Here is a 20,628-nt window from a genome sequence, read left to right as displayed (position 1 = left end):
ACAGCAACGGCGCACGGGACTGCGCGTCCCGATCGAAAGCCATGCTCATCGTGCAGAAATTCGGCGGCTCTTCGGTCGCCACCCTCGAGCGGATCCGGAACGTCGCCCAGCGGGTCCTCGCCACCCAGCGCACGGGTCAGGACGTGGTCGTCGTCGTGTCGGCGATGGCGGGCGAGACGAACCGCCTGATCGGCCTGGCCAACCAGCTGGCGAGCGAAGGCGAGGGGCAGGTCGGCCGCACCAGCAAGGGGCCGTACGTCGCCAGCGAGCGGGCCGGCGACCGGGCCCACGAGCGCGAGCTCGATCAGCTGGTGAGCACCGGCGAGAACGTCAGTGCGGCGCTCCTGGCGATGGCGATCCAGAACGCGGGCGGGCGGGCCATCTCGCTGGTCGGGCACCAGATCGGCCTGCAGACCGACGCGACCTACACCAACGCGCGGATCCTCGGCTTTTCGCACGGGCGCATCCGCCAGGAGCTGACCGCCGGCAACGTCGTGGTGTGCGCCGGCTTTCAGGGGCTGAACGCCGCCGGCAACATCACCACGCTCGGCCGCGGCGGCTCCGACACCTCCGCGGTCGCCCTCGCGGCGGCGCTGAAGGCCGACGTCTGCGAGATCTTGACCGACGTCGACGGGGTCTACACCACCGACCCGCGGATCGAGCCGCGCGCGCGCAAGATCCAGCGCATCACGTACGAGGAGATGCTCGAGCTGGCGAGCCTCGGCGCCAAGGTGCTGCAGATCCGCAGCGTCGAGTTCGCGATGAAGTTCGGCGTGCCGGTGCACGTGCGATCGAGCCTGAACGAGAGCGAAGGGACGTGGATCGTGTCTGAGCAGAAGAGTCTGGAGTCCGCGGTCGTGACCGGCGTCGCCCTCGACCGCAACGAGGCCAAGGTCACCCTCACCAACGTGCCGGACGTGCCGGGCACGATCGCGTCGATCTTCGGCGTGCTCGCGGCGGCCGACATCGTCGTCGACATGATCATCCAGAACGCGAGCCGCGGCGGCTCGACCGACGTCACCTTCACGGTGCCGGAGAACGACCTGAAGAAGGCGGTCGCCGGCCTGCGCAGCCTCGAGCTGCCGGGCGCCGGGCCGATGGAGATCCTCAGCGATCCCGACATCTGCAAGATCTCCATCGTCGGCGTCGGCATGCGCACCCACGCGGGCGTCGCGTCCAAGGCGTTCGAGATCCTCGGCCGCGAGAACATCAACATCCAGATGGTTTCGACCTCCGAGATCAAGGTCTCGGTGATCGTCCACGAGCGCTACGGCGAGCTGGCCCTGCGGGCGCTGCACGCCGGGTTCGGCCTCCACGAGGGGCCGACGAGCAGCGCTGCTTGAGGTCGCCGCGGTGGTCCGCGTCGGGGCGATCGTCGCGCTGGTCGCCGCGCTCGTCGTGGCGCTGGCCGCCTGGCTGCGGCCGACCGCGCCGGCGCTGCTGGTGCGCACGGCGTGCGACTTCGCGGTCGAGGTCGACGGCGTGCTGCGCTGCGACGACGAGGCGCCGCGCGACGTCGCGGCGCTGTGCGGCGCCGGGTCGTCGAGCGCCGCGCTGATGCACGGCGACGCGGTGACGCGCGACTCGCTGTGTGCCGCGACGTCGCCGCGGCCGGGCACCGACGGCTGGAGCCGCATGCGCGGCGAGGATCTCGCGGCGCTGGCGATCCCCGTAGATCTCAATCACGCGTCGGCCAGCGAGCTCGAGAGTTTGCCGGGGATCGGTCCCGAGCTCGCGCGGCGGATCATCGAAGGAAGACCTTACGCCACGGTCGACGACTTGCAGCGCGTGCGCGGGATCGGTCCTGCGCGGCTGACCGCTGTTCGCCCGCGGGCCCAGGTGGAGACCCGCGGACAGGGCCTTTAGGCCAGGTGCGAAAGCACAGGGCGGAAAGGCCATGTCGTGAGTCTGCGCGCACGCGGGCGGCGTCTGCGTGTGAGGAAGCGACCGAAGGTAAAATCACGTGTCGTATGCGGCCGAGCGGACGGCGTCGCGCCGTAGGCGCTCGTACGCGCCTGAATTGGCCGCAGGCGACGTATGGCTCAGCCTGCGAGTACCACGTCGGCCGACGCTTGATCGGATCGACGAAGTCCGAAATCGTGGCGCCGTTGTTTCAATCCGTGTCGCGCGGACACCGCTGTGGCACGCAAGTCCGCGCCCGTGCTCGGGCGCACCTCGTTCAGGAATTCACGGACCATGAAGATTCGACCCATCATTCGCCTTCTCACTGCTGGGTTCTGCGCCGCCACGCTGGTCGCTTGCGGCGAGGACGGCGGCGGGCTCACGGGCGCCACGGCCAACAACACCGAGGGTGGCGCGACGACCGACGGCGGGGACACGACGGCCGGTCCCGGCGGCAATTCGGAGACCCAGTCGGGGCCGACCACCACCTCGCCGACCACCGGCATGGGGGTGAGTGACACGCAGGCCACGACGGATGCGACCACCACCGAGGGAGAGACCTCGACGACGTCGACGACCGACGAGACCTCGACGACGGAGAGCGCGATGCCGGAGTGCGGCAACGGCGTGCAGGAGGGCAACGAGGAGTGCGACGACGGCAACGACGTGGAGGGCGACGGTTGTGAGCCGGGCTGCGTCATCACCGCGGTGTGCGGCAACGGCACGGTCGAGCAGGGCGAGGCGTGCGACGACGGCAACACCGAGGACGGGGACGAGTGCAGCGCGGACTGCCTCACCGCGACGCCGCAGCAGGACTGCGGCAACGGCACGGTCGAGGATCCCGAGCAGTGCGACGACGGCAACCAGGACCCGGGCGACGGCTGCGAGCCGGACTGCACGTTCACGCCGGCGATGTGCGGCAACGGCATCAAGGAGCGGGGCGAGCAGTGCGACGACGGCAACATGGTCAACGGCGGCCCGCAGGACTTCTGCCTCAACAATTGCACGCCGTTCTTCCCGGCCAACTGCCAGGCGCCCGCCGACTACGTCACGTGTGACAACACGCCGGACGTGATCACCAACAAGGGCGACAAGACGAACATGCTGAAGGCGATGGGCATCTGCAACGCCGCGCCGAACAACTCGATCATCACGTCCGACTTCCAGCACTCGAACCCGGTCAACAAGAGCTGGCAGGTGGCCAAGGGCTACGGCACCTACATGTTCGATCATGACAATGATCCGCAGACGCCGAACCAGCGCCTCTACAGCCCGCGCGAGGGCGACGCCTTCCTCATCATCTCGAACGGCGACATCGTCGCGCCGAACGCCGACGGCATCGTCATCGAGGCGCCGAACAACCAGGGCACCACGAACAACGGCAACCCCGACGGCGGCCCGCTGCCGGCGCCCTTCAAGGCCCAGGACGGCAGCAACAACGGCCAGGGTGGCACGCCGTTCATGAACTGCGACAACGGTGCGGGCGACAACGACTGCTCCGACACGATCCAGGCGCAGTGGGAGATGACCAACGCCGACGGCAACGACCGCATCTACTTCAGCTTCAAGACCGTCGTGCCGCCGGGGACCTACGGCTACACCTTCGAGTTCGCGTTCTGCTCGGCCGAGTGGCCGGTCTACGTCGACAGCGTGTTCAACGACCTGCTGATCGCCTACCAGGTCGACCCGACGCCGGACGACCCGAACGCCAACCCGCCGATCGATCCGTACAGCGGCAACGTCACCTTCATCCCCGACCCGAACGACCCGACGAAGGGCCTGCCGATCACGATCACCGCGCTCGACCCGTACTTCATCCAGCAGGGCTACACCGGCAACGAGCCGCAGCTGGCCGGCACCGGCTTCGAGACCCACGCGTGCTCCGACTGGTTCACGGCCAAGGGCGGCGTGCAGCCGGGCGCCGAGATCACCATCGGCTTCTTCCTGGCCGACATGTCCGACCAGTACCTGTCGACGGCCACGCTGCTCGACAACTTCCGCTGGGACTGCGAGGGTTGCGTCCCGAGCGAGGTCGACGACTGCGGCGTCCAGCCGATGTGATCGCCGCGCAGGCGTGAGCGACCGGCGAGGCGCGCACGGCGACGTGCGCGCCTCGTCGCGTCTCTTGACTGTGACATTCGTGAATGTGACGTTGCGGCGAATCGAGCGAGTCGAACAATCGTGACGTCCAATCGTCGATTGCGCGCTCGTTCGGGCGGAGCGGCCGCCGAGCTTGCGGCGGCGTAACGGCGCGCGCTTGGGCATCACGCGCAAGTTCGTGCGTCCTGCGCCCCCGCAGCGGTCCAGTGACTGACGTCCGGCGTCGCGATCGGGTCGCTGCGTCGTCGGCGGACCCGCGCATGTCCCGGCTTGATCAACCGTGGAATATGGGAAATCGTGGCGTTGCCGTCACGCATTCGAGGACGGCCGCTTCTCTGCGAGTAGGACTCAACCATGACGACTCGACCGATCATTCGACTTCTTACGACTGGTTTCATCGCCTCCGCGCTCGCTGCGTGCGGTGACGACGGCAGCAACGTCTCCACCGCGTCGGAGGGCCAGACTCAGGGCGACGACACGACGACGACGACGAACGACTCGAACCTCACGCCGGGCAGCGCCACCGAGTCGGACAGCGCGCCGACGACCGAGTCGCCGACGACGGGCATCAGCGACAGCGACACGCAGGGCACCACCGACGGCACGACCACGGACGCGACGACGACGTCGACGGGGACCGAGACCGAGGGCGTGACCGAGGCGATGCCGGAGTGTGGCAACGGCGTGCAGGAGGGCAGCGAGGAGTGTGACGACGGCAACGACGTCGAGGGCGACGGTTGTGAGCCGACCTGTACGATCACGGCGGTGTGCGGCAACGGCCAGGTCGAGGGCGGCGAGGCCTGCGACGACGGCAACACCGAGGACGGCGACGAGTGCAGCGCGGACTGCCTCACCGCGACTCCGCAGCAGGACTGCGGCAACGGCACCGTCGAGGATCCCGAGCAGTGTGACGACGGCAACGTCGATCCCGGCGATGGTTGCGAGCCCGACTGCACGTTCACGCCGGCCGAGTGCGGCAACGGCATCAAGGAGCGGGGCGAGCAGTGCGACGACGGCAACATGGTCAACGGCGGTCCCGGCGACTTCTGCCTCAACAACTGCACGCCGTTCTTCCCGGCCAACTGCCAGGCGCCGGCCGATTACGTGACCTGCGACAACACGCCGGACGTGGTCACCAACAAGGCCGACAAGACCAACGCCCTCAAGGCGATCGGCATCTGCAACGTCGCGCCGAACAACTCGATCATGACCTCGAACTTCCAGTTCTCGCAGGCGGTCGACAACAGCTGGCAGGTGGCGAAGGGCTTCGGCACGTACACCTACGATCACGACAACGACCCGCAGACGCCGAACCAGCTGCTCTACAGCCCGCGCGAGGGCGACGCGTTCCTGATGCTGTCGTCCGGCTTCATCGCCGCGCCGAACGGGCAGGGCGTGGTCGTCGAGGCGCCCAACTCGCAGACGCACGACAACAACGGCAACCCCGACGGCAACGTCAATCAGGTCCCGCTGCCGCCGCCGTTCAAGAACCAGAACGGCAGCAACAACGGCGCCGGCGGCACCCCGTTCCAGAACTGCGACAACGGCGTCCCGAACGGCGACAAGGACTGCTCGGACACGCTGCAGGCGCAGTGGGCGATGACGAACGGCAACGCCAACGACCGCATCTACTTCACCTTCAACACGACGGTGCCGCCGGGCACGTACGGCTACACGTTCGACTTCGTGTTCTGCTCGGCCGAGTGGCCGAGCTGGGTCGGCTCGTCCTATAACGACCTGCTGATCGCGTATCAGGTCGACCCGACGGCGGACGACCCGAACCAGAACCCGCCGGTCGATCCGTACAGCGGCAACGTCACCTTCATCCCCAACCCGAACAACCCGGACAGCGGCCTGCCGCTGACCATCACCGCGCTCGATCCGTACTACGACGGCCCCGGTTACACCTACGCCGAGCCGCAGCTGGCGGGCACGGGCTTCGAGCAGCACGCCTGCTCCGACTGGTTCACCGCCAAGGGCGGCGTGCAGCCGGGCGCCGAGGTCACGATCGGCTTCTTCCTGGCGGACATGTCCGATCAGTACCTGACCACGGTCGCGCTGCTCGACAACTTCCGCTGGGACTGCGAGGGTTGCATCCCGAGCGAGGTCGACGACTGCGGCGTCCAGCCGATGTGAGGGATGTGGCGTGCGGAGCGGGTCGCACCTCCGGGCGCGGCCCGCTTCGCCGTTAAAGCGTGTGATGTGTCGCGAGCACGACGTCGCGCCTGGCGGACTTACGCCCTTGAAAGGGTCTGGCGAATGAGAAACGCTGGCAACGATCGGCCAGGCCCGTGCGGTTGGCCAAGACCTTAGAACCCAGGACGATGACCATGAAGACTTCCATGCTTCGACTCTTCTCTACCGGACTTTGTGTGACCGCGCTCGCGGCGTGCGGTGACGCCGTCGACAACATCACCGGCGTCACGGATGGCCAGACCGAGGGCAACACCTCGGGCGACACCACCGACACCAACAACGCGACGCCGGGGAGCAACAGCAACTCGGAGAGTGAGACGACGCCGACGACGACGCCGACGACGGGCATCAGCGTGGGCGAGACGCAGGGCACGACCGACGTGACGACCACCACCTCCACCACGACCGACGAGACGTCGTCGTCGACGACGGAGAGCGCGATGCCGGAGTGCGGCAACGGCGTGCAGGAGGGCAACGAGGAGTGCGACGACGGCAACGACGTGGAGGGCGACGGTTGTGAGCCGGGCTGCGTCATCACCGCGGTGTGCGGCAACGGCACGGTCGAGCAGGGCGAGGCGTGCGACGACGGCAACACCGAGGACGGGGACGAGTGCAGCGCGGACTGCCTCACCGCGACGCCGCAGCAGGACTGCGGCAACGGCACGGTCGAGGATCCCGAGCAGTGCGACGACGGCAACCAGGACCCGGGCGACGGCTGCGAGCCGGACTGCACGTTCACGCCGGCGATGTGCGGCAACGGCATCAAGGAGCGGGGCGAGCAGTGCGACGACGGCAACATGGTCAACGGCGGCCCGCAGGACTTCTGCCTCAACAACTGCACGCCGTTCTTCCCGGCCAACTGCCAGGCGCCCGCCGACTACGTCACGTGTGACAACACGCCGGACGTGATCACCAACAAGGGCGACAAGACGAACATGCTGAAGGCGATGGGCATCTGCAACGCCGCGCCGAACAACTCGATCATCACGTCCGACTTCCAGCACTCCAACCCGGTCAACGTGAGCTGGCAGGTGGCCAAGGGCTACGGCACCTACATGTTCGACCACGACAACGACCCGCAGACGCCGAACCAGCGGCTGTACAGCCCGCGCGAGGGCGACGCCTTCCTCATCATCTCGACCGGTGAGATCGCCACGCCGAACGCCGAGGGCGTCGTCATCGAGGCGCCGAACAACCAGGGCACCACGAACAACGGCAACCCCGACGACATGCCGCTGCCGCTGCCCTTCAAGGCCAAGAACGGCAGCAACAACGGCGTCGGCGGCACGCCGTTCATGAACTGCGACAACGGTGCGGGCGACAACGACTGCTCCGACACGATCCAGGCGCAGTGGGAGATGACCGCCGCCGACGGCAACGACCGCATCTACTTCAGCTTCAAGACCGTCGTGCCGCCGGGGACCTACGGCTACACCTTCGAGTTCGCGTTCTGCTCGGCCGAGTGGCCGAACTACGTCGGCACCTCGTGGAACGACCTGCTGATCGCCTACCAGGTCGACCCGACGCCGGACGACCCGAACGCCAACCCGCCGATCGATCCGTACAGCGGCAACGTCACCTTCATCCCCGACCCGAACGACCCGACGAAGGGCCTGCCGATCTCGATCACCGCGCTCGACCCGTACTTCGACGGCCCGGGCTACACGTACAACGAGCCGCAGCTGGCCGGCACCGGGTACGAGCAGCACGCGTGCTCCGACTGGTTCACGGCCAAGGGCGGCGTGCAGCCGGGCGCCGAGATCACCATCGGCTTCTTCCTGGCCGACATGTCCGACCAGTACCTGTCGACGGCCACGCTGCTCGACAACTTCCGCTGGGACTGCGAGGGTTGCATCCCGAGCGAGGTCGACGACTGCGGCGTCCAGCCGATGTGAGCCGCGCCTCGCTGCGCGCACGACGAGGGCTCCGGAGCGCCGCTCCGGGGCCCTCGGGCTTTTTTTCGATAGAAAAGCGACCCGGGGACGCGAGCTCGGCGCCGCCGCGGCCTGAGGCGCTGGCGTCGAACCGCGAGCGGACGGGCGGCGGGCGCGTCGAGGCGCCGCGCCGCGTGGTGGGCTGCGTCGGCCGCGACGCGGACCCGGTGATGCGCGGTGCCCTCGACGTCCGGCGCAGGTTTCGCGGCGCAAAGACGGGGGACAGGGCCATGTCCCTTCCAGCATGCGCGGACGGGCATGTCCGGACGAACATGGGCGCTCGGACATGCCCGAAGCGACATGTCCCCGAGCATCCGCCGGGGTCGGCGGTCGCTCAGGGCTTCTTCTCGACCGGCGGGGTCGCCGGGCCGGCCGGCGCCGCGGCGGGCAGGGCCTTGGGGGCGGGCTGCTGGGCGGCCTTGAGCCGCTTGCGGCGGGGCTCCCACACGGCTTTGGGGCGCAGGGGGATCCGGCCGCCGAACAGCGAGAAGTAGCGCTGGACGCCGTCGTTGCCGCCGCCGAGGATGCCGAACAGGGCGCGCCAGTGGAGGCCCTTCTTGGTGCCGATGCTCTCGCCCTGGGCGTCGCGGATCGGCTGTTCGTCGCGCCACCACCAGCCGAGGCCGGGGCCGACGACCTGGACGTCGCGACCGCGGCCGCGGTGGCGCGCCCACAGGGCCGGGACGACCTGGGTGACGCGGCCCTTGCGGCGGATGTCCCACCACAAGAAGGCGCCGAAGGTGCCCGAGTTCTCGCCGCGCTCGATGTGCCAGATCAGCGGGAACTGGACCCAGTCGTTGTCCTGGCCGCGCCGGCGCTGGAACAGGAGGGCCGGGAAGACGCTGGTGAAGGTCGTGTCCTTGGCCCAGTTGTTGTCGCGCAGGAACAGCGGGAGGAGCCACGTCATGCGCCGCTCGGCGTAGCTGTGCGCGGTGTAGAAGAGCGGCGGCGCGACCACGGTCGTCACCTTGTGCGGCCGGCGGAAGTTCCACACCATCAGGCCGGCCTGGAACCACCGGTAGTCCTCTCGGTGGGCCCCGACGAACAGCGGCGGCAGGACGACCGTGGTGCTGCGATCCTTGGTCCGGTAGGCCTTGCGGAAGAACAGCGGGAAGAAGACGGTGGTCTTGAACTGCCGCGTGGTGGTGTGGCCGAAGTTGAGCGCGTACCAGGTGAGGCGCTCGCCCGGGCGCACGTTGGCGCCGCCGAGCAGGGTGAGGAACCGGCGGCCGCCCGGGTCCTTGTCGAAGTAGTAGAGCATCAGCGCGCCGTGGCTCGTGCGGCCCTTGCCGTCCTTGCCGTAGAGGAACAGCGGCCACGAGCCCCACAGCGTGTAGCGGCAACGATCGTCGTCCTCCTCGCGGAAGCCGCACTTCTGGTAGCGGAACGCGAACGGGACCACGCCGGTGAAGCGGTAGTTCTTCTGCAGGCGGAAGATGTCGAAGAAGATCGGCGGGGTCAGGCTGAAGCGCGTGAAGTTGAACTGACCCTTGACGCCGACCACGAACGGGAACGCGACCCACGAGCGGCGACCGTTGGCGCGGCGGCGGTCGAACCACAGCGGCACGGCGATGGTGGTGTGCTCGAGCTTGTTCTTGTCGGCCTGGTGGAAGATGAGGGGCAGCGAGATCAGGCGCCGCTTCTCGACCGAGTCGTGCCACCAGTAGACGGGCACCACGCCGGCGTTGAGCGAGGTGCGGGTCAGGCGGTGGAACGCCGGGCCGGCGATGATCGTGTGCGTGCGCCGGACCTTGTCGCGGCTGTAGAAGAACGGCAGCACCAGGCCGGCGTCGACGTCGATGCCCTCGGGCTGGCGCTGGCGGAAGTAGAACGGGACGACGGCGAGGTTCTTGCGCGGCTTCTCGCCGCGGGTGGCCGTGCGCCAGACCAGCGGCGACCACATGTCGAGGTCTTCGCTCGGCGCGCGGTGGCGAGCGAACAGCGGCGCGACCACGAGGTTGCTGGCGACGCCGCCCTCGACCTTGCGGCGGTCGTAGAAGACCAGCGGGATCAGGCCGAAGCCGCGGCGGGTCGGATCCTTGTAGCCGCGGAAGCCGTAGAGCAGCGCGGCGGCCGACCAGGTGCGCTGCTCCGGCGTGCGGTAGGCGCCGCCCAGCGGGGTGAGGGTGAGCGCCTTGCCGTCCTTCTGGCGGCGGTAGAACAGCGGGAACAGGGCGGTGTGGCGCTCGCCGCCGGGGCGCTTCACGTCCCAGAACAGGTTGAGGACGCCGAGCGTGCGGTGGTCGGGGCCCTTGTCGCGGGCGAACACCAGCGAGACCGTGCGCGAGCGCTGGGCCTCGACGTCGTGGACGTGGCCGAACAGCAGCGGCGGGACGATGCCGTAGCGGAACTTGTCGTCGCGGCCGGCGAACACCAGCGGGGCGAGGCCGCCGTGGCCGCCGGTCTTGACCTTCTTGGCGTAGGCCGGGCCGAGCACCCACAGGTCGCTCGGGTTCTGCGGGTCGGTGTCGCGGCGGTGCCAGAACAGCGGGGTGATGGTCTGGTACGAGCGGGTGCCGTCGCGGCCGACGAACGCGAGCGGGGCGAAGCCGGCGTCCCAGCGCTCGCCGCGGCGGCTGTAGTAGCCGAGCACCGCGGCCGAGACGGTGCGCGAGCCCTTGCCGCCGAAGGCGCTCGGGTCGTGCGAGTGGCCGAACAGCGGCGTGACGACCTGGAAGCTCTTGCCGCCCGGCTCGTTGCGCACGAAGGTGAGGAGCGGGGTGATGCCGAAGCCCCAGCGGCCGTCCTTGCCCGAGCGGCCGCCGCCGAGCAGCGTGTAGACCCGCGTCTCCTGCGGGCTCTTGCGCGCGTACACGAGGGGCACGAACACGCTGCTGGTGACGCCGGCCTTGACGTCGCCGAACTGCCAGAACAGCGGGAAGAACACCCGGTTGCGCTGCTCGGGGTCGCGGTAGCTTACCCACGGGAACACCGACCAGGCGACGCTGCCGCGGTCGCGGTTCTCGGCCCGCCACACCAGCGGCGTGGCCGAGAACAGCTTGCGCGTCGGCGTCTGGCGCGAGAACGTGAGCAGCGGCGGCACGGCCCACGAGCGCCGGCTGCGGGCCTTGTCGCTGCGCTGCACGTACAGCAGCGTCCACAGGTCCTTGCGGTTGCCGTACTCGCTCGACTGCCAGTGCACGAACGGCAGCACGGTGTGCCACTTGACCCCGCGGGCCTTGTTCTGCCCGCCGAGGTACAGCGGCACGCCGACGTTGACGGTGCTCGGCCCGCGGGTCACGCGGTAGAACAGCGGGAAGCCGACGAAGTAGCGCAGGTCGTTGAGCGGGTCCTTGTCGGTGGTGTTCTTGTGGCCGTACCAGAACAGCACCGCCGAGAAGCCGCGCATGCTGTCGGGCGTCTTCTGGTGGTAGTGGAACGGGACGACGACCAGGTTCTTGACCGACTTGTTGCCCCACCGCCAGACGAACGGGAACTGGCCGAAGCTGTACTGCTCGCCGACCCGCTTGTAGCCCATCAACAGCGCGACCGCGCCCCAGCCGCTGGTGCGCTCGCTGAACGAGCCGAAGAACAGGATCGCCGGCGACAGCCAGCGCCGCTTGGCGGTCCGCTGGCTGTACCAACCTGTCGTGAGGGACAGGTTGAAGTGGAACAGCTTCTCCGGGTGGTTGGCGGTGCCGGTGCGGTGGAAGAACAGCGGCGGCAGCGTCAGCGCGCGCGTGCGGTGCGTCGTGTAGGTGCGGTCGATCCAGAACGGCGGGACGCTCTTGCCCTTGACGAAGCGCGGGGTCTCTTCCTGCGGCTCGGGCTCGGCCTTGGGCTCGGTGGTGGTGATCGGCGCGAACAGCTGGCCGTCCGCCGCGGGGGCGGGGGCGGGCGTCGGCGGCTCGGCTTCGGCGGCTTCGCCCTCGCCCTCGGGCGCCGGCTGCAGGTTGGGCGCCGGGCGGGTCAGCGGGCTGGCCGAAGGGCCAGGTCCCGAAGGCGCTGGCGCTGGGGACATGTCCTCGGGGGCAGGTTCCGCAGGCGCCTCGGCGGGCTCGCTGCTGGGCGGCGGCTCGGGCGGCGGCTCCCCCGGCAGGCGCCGCGGGGTGGCGCGCGGCGGCGGCCCGAGCAGCAGCGGCGCGCCGAGGCCGGCGACCAGGTCGGCGGCGCGCAGGCCCGGGGCGGCGCGCAGGCTCGGCAGCAGCGGCGGCGCGGGCGGGGCGACGACCCCGAGCGCGCCGGTGCGGGTGCGGGCGTGGCTGTCCTGAGGGACAAGTCCGATCAGACAGGCGCCGACCAGGCACGACACCGCGAGCACGCGCGAGCGACGGTCACCGGCCTCGAGCACGCGCGGGCGCGCGGGCTCGGCGAGCGAGGCGTCGAGTCGGGGGCTCGCGTCGGCGCCTCCGAGGCGCGCAGTGGGCTCAGAGGCGACCAAGGGCCGGGAGGCAATAGCCAATCCGCGTTTGCCGTGTCAACCAAAGGATCCGGGGCTGGCGGCGAAAGGATCCGGGCTGGCGGCGGTTTGACAGCCCTGGCGCCACGCGCTACATGCGGCCGGATGAAGGCCGCGACCCGCGACGACGGCACGCAGCTCCCGCCGGAGCTTGACCTCGATCTCGTGGCCCTGGCTCGCTCCGGGCCGGGCCCCTACGTCATCCAGGCGGAGCTACCCGCGCCGTGGATGAAGACGGTGCTGGCGCACACCGACGCCGAAGTCACGAGCGCCGGCTCCACGTCGCTCGAAGTCACGGCGATCGGCGAGGGCACCAGCTATCTGGTCCGTGGCACCATCCAGGGCGGCTACAGCGTCCCCTGCGCCCGGTGCCTGGCGCCGGCGGCGGTCTCGGCGGGCGGGGAGATTTGCGTCCACTTCGTCCGCGATCGCGTCGGCGACGCCGACGACGAGGACAGCGAGACCGAGTCGCCGGACGAGCGCAGCTTCTCGGGCACGCGCATCGATTTGCGGCCGCTGCTCGTCGAGCAGGTGCTGCTGAGCTATCCGATCCGGGCGCTGTGCGCCTTCGGCGAGGCGTGCCGCGGGCTCTGCATGCACTGCGGCGCCGAGCTGAACGGTCAGCCGCTGGGGCCGTGCGCGGCGTGCGGAGCGGCCGACGCACAGGTGCCGCTCGTCACCCTCGAGGACAAGGACGAGGGCGAGGGCGAGGCGCCGGCGAAGCCCACGACCTCGTGGCAGGCGGCCTTGCGGCAGCTGGCCGATGCGGGCGTGGACGAGGACGACGACACCGACGCCGACAACCAGGCCTTCTCCGGACCTATTCCCGGCGACGACGAATTCGATCCCGGGTTCGGCGAGCCCGAGCCGCGGCCCGGCGACAAAACCCCATTGGCCGGCAAGGGAGCCGGCGAACCGGCGAGCAGATCGTCCCCGACGAGCAAGTCGGGCGCGGCCGGCAAGTCGGCGGCCGCGAGCAAGTCGAGCACGGGCAAGGCGCCCGCCCAAACGGGCCACAAGTCGGGCAAGGCGACCCGCGGGTCCTCCGGCAAGCCCGCGACGAAGCCGTCGGCGCGGCCCGCCCCCGGCAAGAAGAAGCAGTGATCCCTGCCCGGAGGTTTGAGTTATCTCAGGTCCTCCGGGCGCTCTATCGCCCCCAGCGCCGATTGTGGCGCTGGGAAAAGCGCTAGACTCCCGCCCCCGCTTCCAAGGCGGTTCGTGTCATGGCTGTCCCCAAGAAGAAGAAGTCCCAGTCCCGTCGCGACATGCGGCGCGCCCACCACGACAAGCGCTCGGCGCCGACCCTCGTCGCCTGCCCGAACTGCCAGGAGCGCGTGCGTAGCCACCACGTTTGCCCGGCCTGCGGCCACTACAAGGGCCGTGAGGTGATCACGATCGCGCAAGAGTAATAAGAGGTGGCGGCGACGAGGAAGATCGCGCTCGACGCCTTCGGCGGTGATCACTGTCCCTTCGTCGAGGTCGAGGCCGCAGTCCTCGCCGCGCGCGCCGGGCAAGAGGTGATCCTCGTCGGCGACCGGGCGCGCCTCGTTCCGCAGCTCGCGCTGCTCGGGATCTCTCGCTACGACGGCGAGGACGGGATCACCGTCCACCACGCGTCGGAGACGATCACCATGGAGGACACCCCCTCCAAGGTGGTCCGCTCCAAGCCCGACGCGTCGATGCTCGTGTGCTTCGACCTGGTCCGCCGCGGTCAGGCGGCCGCGGTGGTCTCGGCCGGCAACTCGGGGGCGATGCTCGCCTGCGGGCTGTTCCGCTTCGGCCGGCTCAAGGGGATCGACCGCCCGGCGATCGTCTCGAGCTTCCCGCGGCCGAAGGGCGGTCCGTGCGTGCTGATCGACATGGGCGCGAACGTCGAGTGCAAGCCGATCAACCTCGTGCAGTTCGCGGTGATGGGGGCGATCTTCTCCAGCACCGCTCACGGCAAGAAGCCGCGCGTCGGCGTGCTGTCGAACGGCAGCGAGGAGGGCAAGGGCACCGACCTCACGCGCGCGGTGCACCGCCTGCTGTCGGCCCACCCGAGCCCGGCGTTTTCCTTCCACGGCTACGTCGAGGGCAAGGACTTCTTTAAAGACACCGTCGACGTCATCGTCACCGACGGGTTCACGGGCAACGTCGCGCTGAAGGTGATGGAGGGCACCGCGAGCGGGATCGTCGGGTTCTTGCGGGCGGCGGTGATGCAGACCGCGCGCACGAAGCTCGGCGGGCTGATCCTGCGCCCGGCCTTCCGCGCCCTCGGCGAGCAGCTCGACCCCGACTCGTACGGCGGCGCGCCGCTGCTCGGCGTCGACGGGGTCGCGATCATCTGTCACGGCGGCGCCGGGCCGAAGGCGCTCGCGGGCGGGATCCGGATCGCCGCCGACTACGCGGCGCGCGACCTCACGCCGGCGCTGCGGGCCGCGATCGGCGATCACCGCGAGCTGTTCGCCGCGGCCAAGCGCGAGGAATCACCTGCATGAATGAACATGTCTCTTCGGACCGTGCTGGGGTCGCCCGGCCGCTCGCGTTCATGTTCCCCGGTCAGGGCAGCCAGGAGCCCGGCATGGGCAAGGCGCTCGCGGAGGCGTTCCCGGCCGCGCGGCGCGTGTTCGCCGAGGCCGACGACGCGCTCGGCGAGCCGCTGTCGCGGCTGTGCTTCGAGGGCCCGGCCGAGGCGCTGGCGCAGACCGCCAACACCCAGCCGGCGATCCTCACTTGCAGCGTCGCCGCGTGGACGGTGGTCACGAGCGAGCTCGGGCTGCAGCCTGCGGCGCTGCTCGGTCACAGCCTCGGCGAGTTCTCGGCCCTGGTCGCCGCGGGCGCGCTGTCGTTCGTCGACGCGGTCAAGCTGGTGCGGCTGCGCGGCCTCGCGATGCAAGAGGCCGTGCCGGCGGGCGTCGGCGCGATGGCGGCGGTGATGGGCGCCGACCCGGCCGCGCTCGAGCAGTGGTGCGTGGACGCCAGCGTCGGGGGCGAGGTCGTCAGCCCTGCCAACGAGAACGGCGGCGGGCAGATCGTGATCGCCGGGCACGCGGCGGCGGTCGAGCGAGTGGTCGCGCGCGCGAAGGAAGGTCGCGCGAAAGCGATGAAGCTCAACGTGTCGGCGCCGTTCCACTGCGCGTTGATGCAGCCGGCGGCCGAGCGCGTCGCCGCGGCGCTCGCCGACATCGACATCTCCGCGCCGCGTGCGCCCGTGATCGCGAACGTCGATGCCGAGCCGTATCCGACGACGGGCGGTCCGCAAGACGTCCGCGATCGACTCGTTCGCCAGATCACCGGCCGCGTCCGCTGGGAGGCGAGCGTGCGAACGGTGATGCGCATGGATATCTCTCGCGGGCTCGAGCTCGGGCACGGCAAAGTGCTCCACAACTTGATTAAACGCATCGACAAGGGCTTCTCGGTCGTCGGCGTCAGTTCCCCGGCGGACCTCGATGTGCTAAAGCTCGGCACCTAGTGTCGGGCCACGAAGCCAATCCTCAAGCCAGGGCGCTGCCGCCGTCGCTCGCGCTCACCGGGCGCGTCGCGCTCGTCACCGGGGCTTCGCGTGGCATCGGCCGGGCGATCGCCCGCGTGCTCGCGCAGCGCGGCGCGACGGTGGCAATCAACTACGCCGCCCGCGAGGGCGCCGCCCGCGAGCTGTGCGACGAGATCGTCGGCGAGGGCGGCGCGGCCCGGCCGTTCGGGTTCGACGTCGCCGACGCCGCCGCGGTCGAGGCCGGCGTGCAGCGCGTCGTCGCCGAGCTCGGCGGCCTGCACATCCTCGTCAACAACGCCGGGATCTCGATCGACGCGCTGCTGATGCGCGCCTCGCCGGCCGACTTCCAGCGCGTCCTCGACGTCAACCTCAAGGGCGCGTTCTTCTGCGCCAAGGCGGCCGCTCGTCACCTGCTCAAGGCCAAGGCCGACGGCCGCATCATCAACATCAGCAGCGTCATCGGCGAGCAGGGCAACGCCGGTCAGGCGATGTACGCCGCCGCCAAGGCCGGCATGCTCGGGCTGACCCGCTCGCTCGCCCGCGAGTTCGCCAGCCGCGGCGTGACGGTCAACGCCGTCACGCCGGGCTTCTTCGAGACCGACATGACCGCCGCGAGCGTCCAGGGCGACGCCCGCGAGGCGCTGCTCAAGCAGATCCCGCTCGGCCGGATCGGTCGACCCGAAGAGGTTGCCGAGGCCGTCGCTTACCTGGCCGCGCCGGCCGCCGCCTACGTCACGGGGCAAGTCCTCGCGATCAACGGCGGCCTGCGCATGTGAAAACCGTCGTTCGCCTTTGTTCGCCGCTTGTGACCCGTCTGGAGAGGGAACCACTATGACGACAACCGACATCGAGAAGCAGGTCATCGAAATCGTCCGTGAGCAGCTCGACGTGAAGCCCGAGGACTGCACGCTGGACAAGATCTTCACCGACGACCTCGGCGCCGACTCGCTGGCGATCGTCGAGCTCGTCCTCGCGTTCGAGGAGCACTTCGAGATCAAGATCCCCGACGAAGAGGTCGAGAACATCAAGACCGTCGGCGACGCGGTGAACTACATCCGCGCGCGCCGCAAGGCCTGAGAGGTCGTTGTGACGGGGCGCAGGGTCGCGATCACGGGAGTGGGGCTCGTCAGCCCGCTGGGCGTCGGCAACGACGAGAACTGGCGGAGCTTGTGCGCGGGGAAGTCGGGGATCGGGCCGATCACGCGGTTCGACGCGAGCGCGATGACGACGCGCTTCGCCGGCGAGGTGCGTGACTTCGACCCGACGCGGTGGATCCCGAAGAAGGAGGTCCGGCAGATGGACCTCTTCATTCAATACGCGATCGCGGCCGCGGCGATGGCGGTCGAGGACGCGAAGCTCGGGCCGCCCGACGACCCCGAGCGCTTCGGCGTCTACGTCGGCGCCGGCCTCGGCGGCCTGCCGTTCCTCGAGTCGACGCACGACTCGCTGCGCGAGAAGGGGCCGCGCCACGGCATCAGCCCGTACTTCGTGCCGGCGATCATCGTCAACCTCGCGCCCGGCCAGATCTCGATCCGCCACAACTACCGCGGGCCGAACATGAGCCACGTGTCGGCCTGCTCGACCGGCGCGCACAGCATCGGCGAGGCGTTCCACCTGATCGCCCGCGGCGGCGCCGACGTCATGATCGCCGGCGGCACCGAGGCGACGGTCTCGCCGCTGGCCGTCGGCGGGTTCGGGTCGATGCGGGCGCTGTCGACCCGCAACGACGAGCCCACCAAGGCGTCGCGGCCGTTCACGCTGAGCCGCGACGGCTTCGTCCTCAGCGAAGGCGCGGGGCTCCTGATCCTCGAGGAGTGGGAGCGCGCCAAGGCCCGCGGGGCCCGGATCTACGCCGAGATCGTCGGCTACGCGGCCACTTCCGACGCGCATCACATCACCGCGCCGTCGCCCGACGGTGAGGGCGCGCAGCGCTGCATGCGGCTCGCGCTGCGCGACGCGGGCCTGCCTCCGGAGGCGGTCGGGTACATCAACGCCCACGGCACCTCGACCGGCGCCGACGCGACCGAGACCGGCGCGATCAAGGCGGTGTTCGGCGAGCACGCGCGCAAGCTGGCGGTGTCGTCGACGAAGTCGATGCACGGCCACCTGCTCGGGGCCACCGGCGGGCTCGAGGCGGCGATCTGCGCCCTCGCGCTGCACCACGAGGTGCTGCCGCCGACGATCAACCTCGACGACCCCGACCCCGAGTGCGACCTCGACTACGTGCCGCACGAGGCGCGCAAGGTCGCGGTCGACGTCGCCCTCTCGAACAGCTTCGGCTTCGGCGGCACCAACGCGTGCCTCGTGTTCAAGCGGACAGGTTGAGACCGACCATGCGCGTTCACCTCGGCAGCGACCACGCGGCGATCGACCTCCGGCGCGAGCTCGCCGTCGCGATCGCGGCGTTCGGCCACGAAGTCGCCAGCGAGACCGGGCCGTCGACCGCCGCCGAGTCGGTCGACTACCCGGACGTCGCGGTGGCCGTCAGCGGGCGCGTGAAGGCCGAGCCTGGTTCGGTCGGCCTCCTGGTCTGTGGGACAGGTCAGGGGATGGCCATGGCGGCCAACAAGCAGGCCGGCATCCGCGCCGCAGTGGTGATGGATCCGTTCAGCGCGGCGATGGCCCGCGAACACAACGACGCCAACGTGCTCTGCCTGGGCGCGCGGGTGGTCGGCGTCGAGCTGGCGAAGGTCCTGCTCAGGACCTTCCTCGACGCCCGCTTCGCCGGGGGGCGCCACGCCCGGCGGGTCGAGAAGCTGGAGCCCGGGGGGTAGGTTGCTCTGCCCGGTCTGCCGCAGCGGGAGCATCAAGGTCCTCGACTCGAGGGAGAGTCGGGACGGCGGTGCGATCCGGCGGCGCCGGGCGTGCCTCGACTGCAACCACCGCTTCACCACCTACGAGCGCATCGAGACCACCCCGCCGATCGTGCTCAAGCGCGGGGGCGGCAAGCAGGCCTTCGATCGCAACAAGATCCGGGCCGGGCTGCAGCGCGTGTGTCACAAGCGGCCGGTCGACGACGAGCAGATCGAGGCGCTGATCGGCGCGGTCGAGCTGTGGGCCGCGACGCGCGGGGAGCGGGAGATCCGCGCCGAGGAGATCGCCGACCGCATCACCCGGCTGCTGCGGCCGCTCGACCTGGTCGCCTACGTCCGCTACCTCGCCAGTCACGGCGTCTATCACAACGTCGACGAGTTCGTTCACCTGCTGGGACAGATGGAGAAGGCCGCGCACACCAGCCCCGAGGGCCAGCGCACGCTGTTCGAGATCGACGCGCGCGGGCAGATCCAGCTCAGCGCGCCGAGCCGGCTGTTCGTCGAGGCCGAGGACGAAGCTGACTCTGGGGACAGGTCAGCCGCGGCCGCCGTGCCGGACAGCGAGGTCTCGTGAGCGAGCCCCAGCTGGCCGACCTGCTCGGCGGAGCGGACGGGGTCGCCGACGACGGACCGGGCGCGATCGCGGCGGCGCTGGCCAGCGCGCCGGCGGTGAACGAGTCGCCGGAGGCGCGCGACGAGCGGCTGATGGACGCGGCCGTGGCGCTGGCCCGCTCGGGCACCGGCGCGACCTATCCCAACCCGTGCGTCGGCGCGATCGTCGTGCAGGGCGAGCGAGTCGTCGGCGCCGGCCGCAGCGCGGTCACCGGGGGCCCGCACGCCGAGGTGTCGGCGCTGTCGCAGGCGGGTGGGGCGGCGCGAGGCGCCACCGTCTACGTCACGCTCGAGCCGTGCTCGCACTTCGGCCGCACGCCGCCGTGTACGGGGGCGCTGATCGCCGCGGGCGTCGCCGAGGTCGTGGTCGGTACGCTCGATCCGGCGGCCCACGCCGGCGGCCGCGGCCTCGAGCTGCTGCGCGCGGCGGGCATCCGCGTGCGCCACGGCGTGCTCGCGGGCGCGTGCGCGTCGGCGCACGAGCACTACCTGCACCACGAGGCGACGCGGCTGCCGTTCGTGACGCTGAAGATCGCGTCGTCGCTCGACGGCCAGATCGCGGCTGGCTCCGGGGACAGCAAGTGGATCACCGGCGAACCGGCGCGGCGGCTCGGGCACTGGTTGCGGGCCCGTCACCACGCGATCGCCGTCGGCGCCGACACGGTGCTGCGCGACGATCCCGCGCTGTCGGTGCGCATGGTCACCGGCGTCGATCCGCTGCCGGTCATCTTCGACAGCGCGCTGCGCGTGGCCGGGGCGGTGCGCCGGCCGACGCTGCTGCGCCCGGGCACCGTGGTGCTGCACACGAACCGCGCGCCGGCGGCGGCGCAGCGGGCGGTCGACGACCTCGGCCTGCGCCGCATTGAGCTGGCCGGCGACGCCGAGGGTCGCGTCGACGTCGCCGGGGCGTTGCAGGCGCTGGGCCAGCTGCCGCTGCGTTCGCTGCTGGTCGAGGGCGGCGGGCGGATGATCGCCAGCTTCGTCGCCGCGGGCGCGTGGCAGCGGTTCTATTGGTTCCATGCGCCGGTCGTGCTCGGCGACGGCAAGCCGGCGGCGGCCGGGCTCAAGGTCGCCGCGGTCGCCGACGCGACGCGGCTTCGTCCGCTGCTGCGCACCGACGTCGGAGTCGACGGCCTCACCATCCTGGTCCCACCTGCGGATCGCGCCGAGGAGCCCGCAAGACGCGAGAGCTGACGCCGG

16 protein-coding genes are annotated in these 20,628 nt (G+C 70.4%); 15 read left to right on the top strand and 1 reads right to left on the bottom strand.

Features of this window, described 5'->3' with window-relative positions; translation table 11 throughout:
- Positions 1-41 precede the first annotated feature (41 nt).
- The 5 genes from NAEX_RS02225 (at position 42) to NAEX_RS02205 (ending at position 8,093) form a co-directional block, all read left to right on the top strand.
- The gene (locus NAEX_RS02225; protein WP_096325872.1) at positions 42-1,343 is read left to right on the top strand and encodes an aspartate kinase; all 1,302 of its coding nucleotides are present in this window, start codon (positions 42-44) and stop codon (positions 1,341-1,343) included.
- Positions 1,344-1,353: 10 nt separating this feature from the next.
- The gene (locus tag NAEX_RS51915) at positions 1,354-1,866 is read left to right on the top strand and encodes a ComEA family DNA-binding protein (RefSeq protein WP_211302340.1); all 513 of its coding nucleotides are present in this window, start codon (positions 1,354-1,356) and stop codon (positions 1,864-1,866) included.
- Positions 1,867-2,196: 330 nt separating this feature from the next.
- Entirely contained in the window at positions 2,197-3,963 is a 1,767-nt protein-coding gene (locus NAEX_RS02215) for a DUF4215 domain-containing protein (protein ID WP_096325871.1), read from the top strand.
- A 393-nt stretch (positions 3,964-4,356) separates the two neighbouring features.
- Entirely contained in the window at positions 4,357-6,138 is a 1,782-nt protein-coding gene (locus NAEX_RS02210) for a DUF4215 domain-containing protein (protein WP_096325870.1), read from the top strand.
- 236 nt (positions 6,139-6,374) lie between these two features.
- Positions 6,375-8,093 (top strand): DUF4215 domain-containing protein, encoded by a 1,719-nt coding sequence (locus NAEX_RS02205; RefSeq protein ID WP_170135385.1) that lies wholly within the window; start codon positions 6,375-6,377, stop codon positions 8,091-8,093.
- 373 nt (positions 8,094-8,466) lie between these two features.
- On the opposite strand, the gene NAEX_RS02200 is transcribed toward NAEX_RS02205, so the two are convergent.
- Positions 8,467-12,513: a hypothetical protein gene (locus tag NAEX_RS02200; protein ID WP_096325868.1), complete on the bottom strand. Its 4,047-nt coding sequence runs from the start codon at positions 12,511-12,513 to the stop codon at positions 8,467-8,469.
- Between the two features lie 123 nt (positions 12,514-12,636).
- On the opposite strand from NAEX_RS02200, the gene NAEX_RS02195 reads away from it, so the two are divergent.
- The 10 genes from NAEX_RS02195 (at position 12,637) to ribD (ending at position 20,622) form a co-directional block, all read left to right on the top strand.
- The gene (locus tag NAEX_RS02195) at positions 12,637-13,635 is read left to right on the top strand and encodes a YceD family protein (protein ID WP_096325867.1); all 999 of its coding nucleotides are present in this window, start codon (positions 12,637-12,639) and stop codon (positions 13,633-13,635) included.
- Positions 13,636-13,754: 119 nt separating this feature from the next.
- On the top strand, positions 13,755-13,940 hold the full coding sequence (rpmF, locus tag NAEX_RS02190; RefSeq protein WP_096325866.1) for a 50S ribosomal protein L32: 186 nt from the start codon (positions 13,755-13,757) through the stop codon (positions 13,938-13,940).
- A gap of 6 nt (positions 13,941-13,946) precedes the next feature.
- On the top strand, positions 13,947-15,008 hold the full coding sequence (plsX, locus tag NAEX_RS02185) for a phosphate acyltransferase PlsX (RefSeq protein ID WP_096325865.1): 1,062 nt from the start codon (positions 13,947-13,949) through the stop codon (positions 15,006-15,008).
- 50 nt (positions 15,009-15,058) lie between these two features.
- Positions 15,059-15,982: an ACP S-malonyltransferase gene (gene fabD / locus NAEX_RS02180; protein WP_245913581.1), complete on the top strand. Its 924-nt coding sequence runs from the start codon at positions 15,059-15,061 to the stop codon at positions 15,980-15,982.
- Positions 15,982-16,779, top strand: a complete 798-nt coding sequence (locus tag NAEX_RS02175; protein WP_245913579.1) for a 3-oxoacyl-ACP reductase family protein — start codon at positions 15,982-15,984, stop codon at positions 16,777-16,779. Before fabD ends, NAEX_RS02175 begins: the two co-directional genes overlap by 1 nt.
- A 55-nt stretch (positions 16,780-16,834) precedes the next feature.
- Entirely contained in the window at positions 16,835-17,080 is a 246-nt protein-coding gene (acpP, locus tag NAEX_RS02170) for an acyl carrier protein (RefSeq protein WP_096325863.1), read from the top strand.
- Positions 17,081-17,089: 9 nt separating this feature from the next.
- Positions 17,090-18,328: a beta-ketoacyl-ACP synthase II gene (fabF, locus tag NAEX_RS02165; protein WP_096325862.1), complete on the top strand. Its 1,239-nt coding sequence runs from the start codon at positions 17,090-17,092 to the stop codon at positions 18,326-18,328.
- A gap of 8 nt (positions 18,329-18,336) precedes the next feature.
- On the top strand, positions 18,337-18,777 hold the full coding sequence (gene rpiB / locus NAEX_RS02160) for a ribose 5-phosphate isomerase B (protein WP_096325861.1): 441 nt from the start codon (positions 18,337-18,339) through the stop codon (positions 18,775-18,777).
- Position 18,778: 1 nt separating this feature from the next.
- The gene (gene nrdR / locus NAEX_RS02155) at positions 18,779-19,390 is read left to right on the top strand and encodes a transcriptional regulator NrdR (RefSeq protein WP_096325860.1); all 612 of its coding nucleotides are present in this window, start codon (positions 18,779-18,781) and stop codon (positions 19,388-19,390) included.
- Positions 19,387-20,622: a bifunctional diaminohydroxyphosphoribosylaminopyrimidine deaminase/5-amino-6-(5-phosphoribosylamino)uracil reductase RibD gene (gene ribD, locus NAEX_RS02150; RefSeq protein ID WP_096325859.1), complete on the top strand. Its 1,236-nt coding sequence runs from the start codon at positions 19,387-19,389 to the stop codon at positions 20,620-20,622. The genes nrdR and ribD overlap by 4 nt, the downstream gene beginning before the upstream one ends.
- Positions 20,623-20,628: the final 6 nt, after the last annotated feature.

Source organism: Nannocystis exedens (genome assembly GCF_002343915.1).
GTDB lineage: Bacteria > Myxococcota_A > Polyangia > Nannocystales > Nannocystaceae > Nannocystis > Nannocystis exedens.
The sequence above is the reverse complement of the archived record's forward strand: the minus strand, read 5'-3'. Positions and strand labels throughout refer to the sequence as shown.

Excerpts from the sequence above, each read along its gene's own strand:
- NAEX_RS02225 (WP_096325872.1), top strand. The coding sequence starts at position 42 with ATGCTCATCGTGCAGAAATTCGGCGGCTCTTCGGTCGCCACCCTCGAG.
- NAEX_RS02215 (WP_096325871.1), top strand. The coding sequence starts at position 2,197 with ATGAAGATTCGACCCATCATTCGCCTTCTCACTGCTGGGTTCTGCGCC.
- NAEX_RS02210 (WP_096325870.1), top strand. The coding sequence starts at position 4,357 with ATGACGACTCGACCGATCATTCGACTTCTTACGACTGGTTTCATCGCC.
- NAEX_RS02195 (WP_096325867.1), top strand. The coding sequence starts at position 12,637 with ATGAAGGCCGCGACCCGCGACGACGGCACGCAGCTCCCGCCGGAGCTT.
- rpmF (WP_096325866.1), top strand. The coding sequence starts at position 13,755 with ATGGCTGTCCCCAAGAAGAAGAAGTCCCAGTCCCGTCGCGACATGCGG.
- fabD (WP_245913581.1), top strand. The coding sequence starts at position 15,059 with ATGTTCCCCGGTCAGGGCAGCCAGGAGCCCGGCATGGGCAAGGCGCTC.
- acpP (WP_096325863.1), top strand. The coding sequence starts at position 16,835 with ATGACGACAACCGACATCGAGAAGCAGGTCATCGAAATCGTCCGTGAG.
- rpiB (WP_096325861.1), top strand. The coding sequence starts at position 18,337 with ATGCGCGTTCACCTCGGCAGCGACCACGCGGCGATCGACCTCCGGCGC.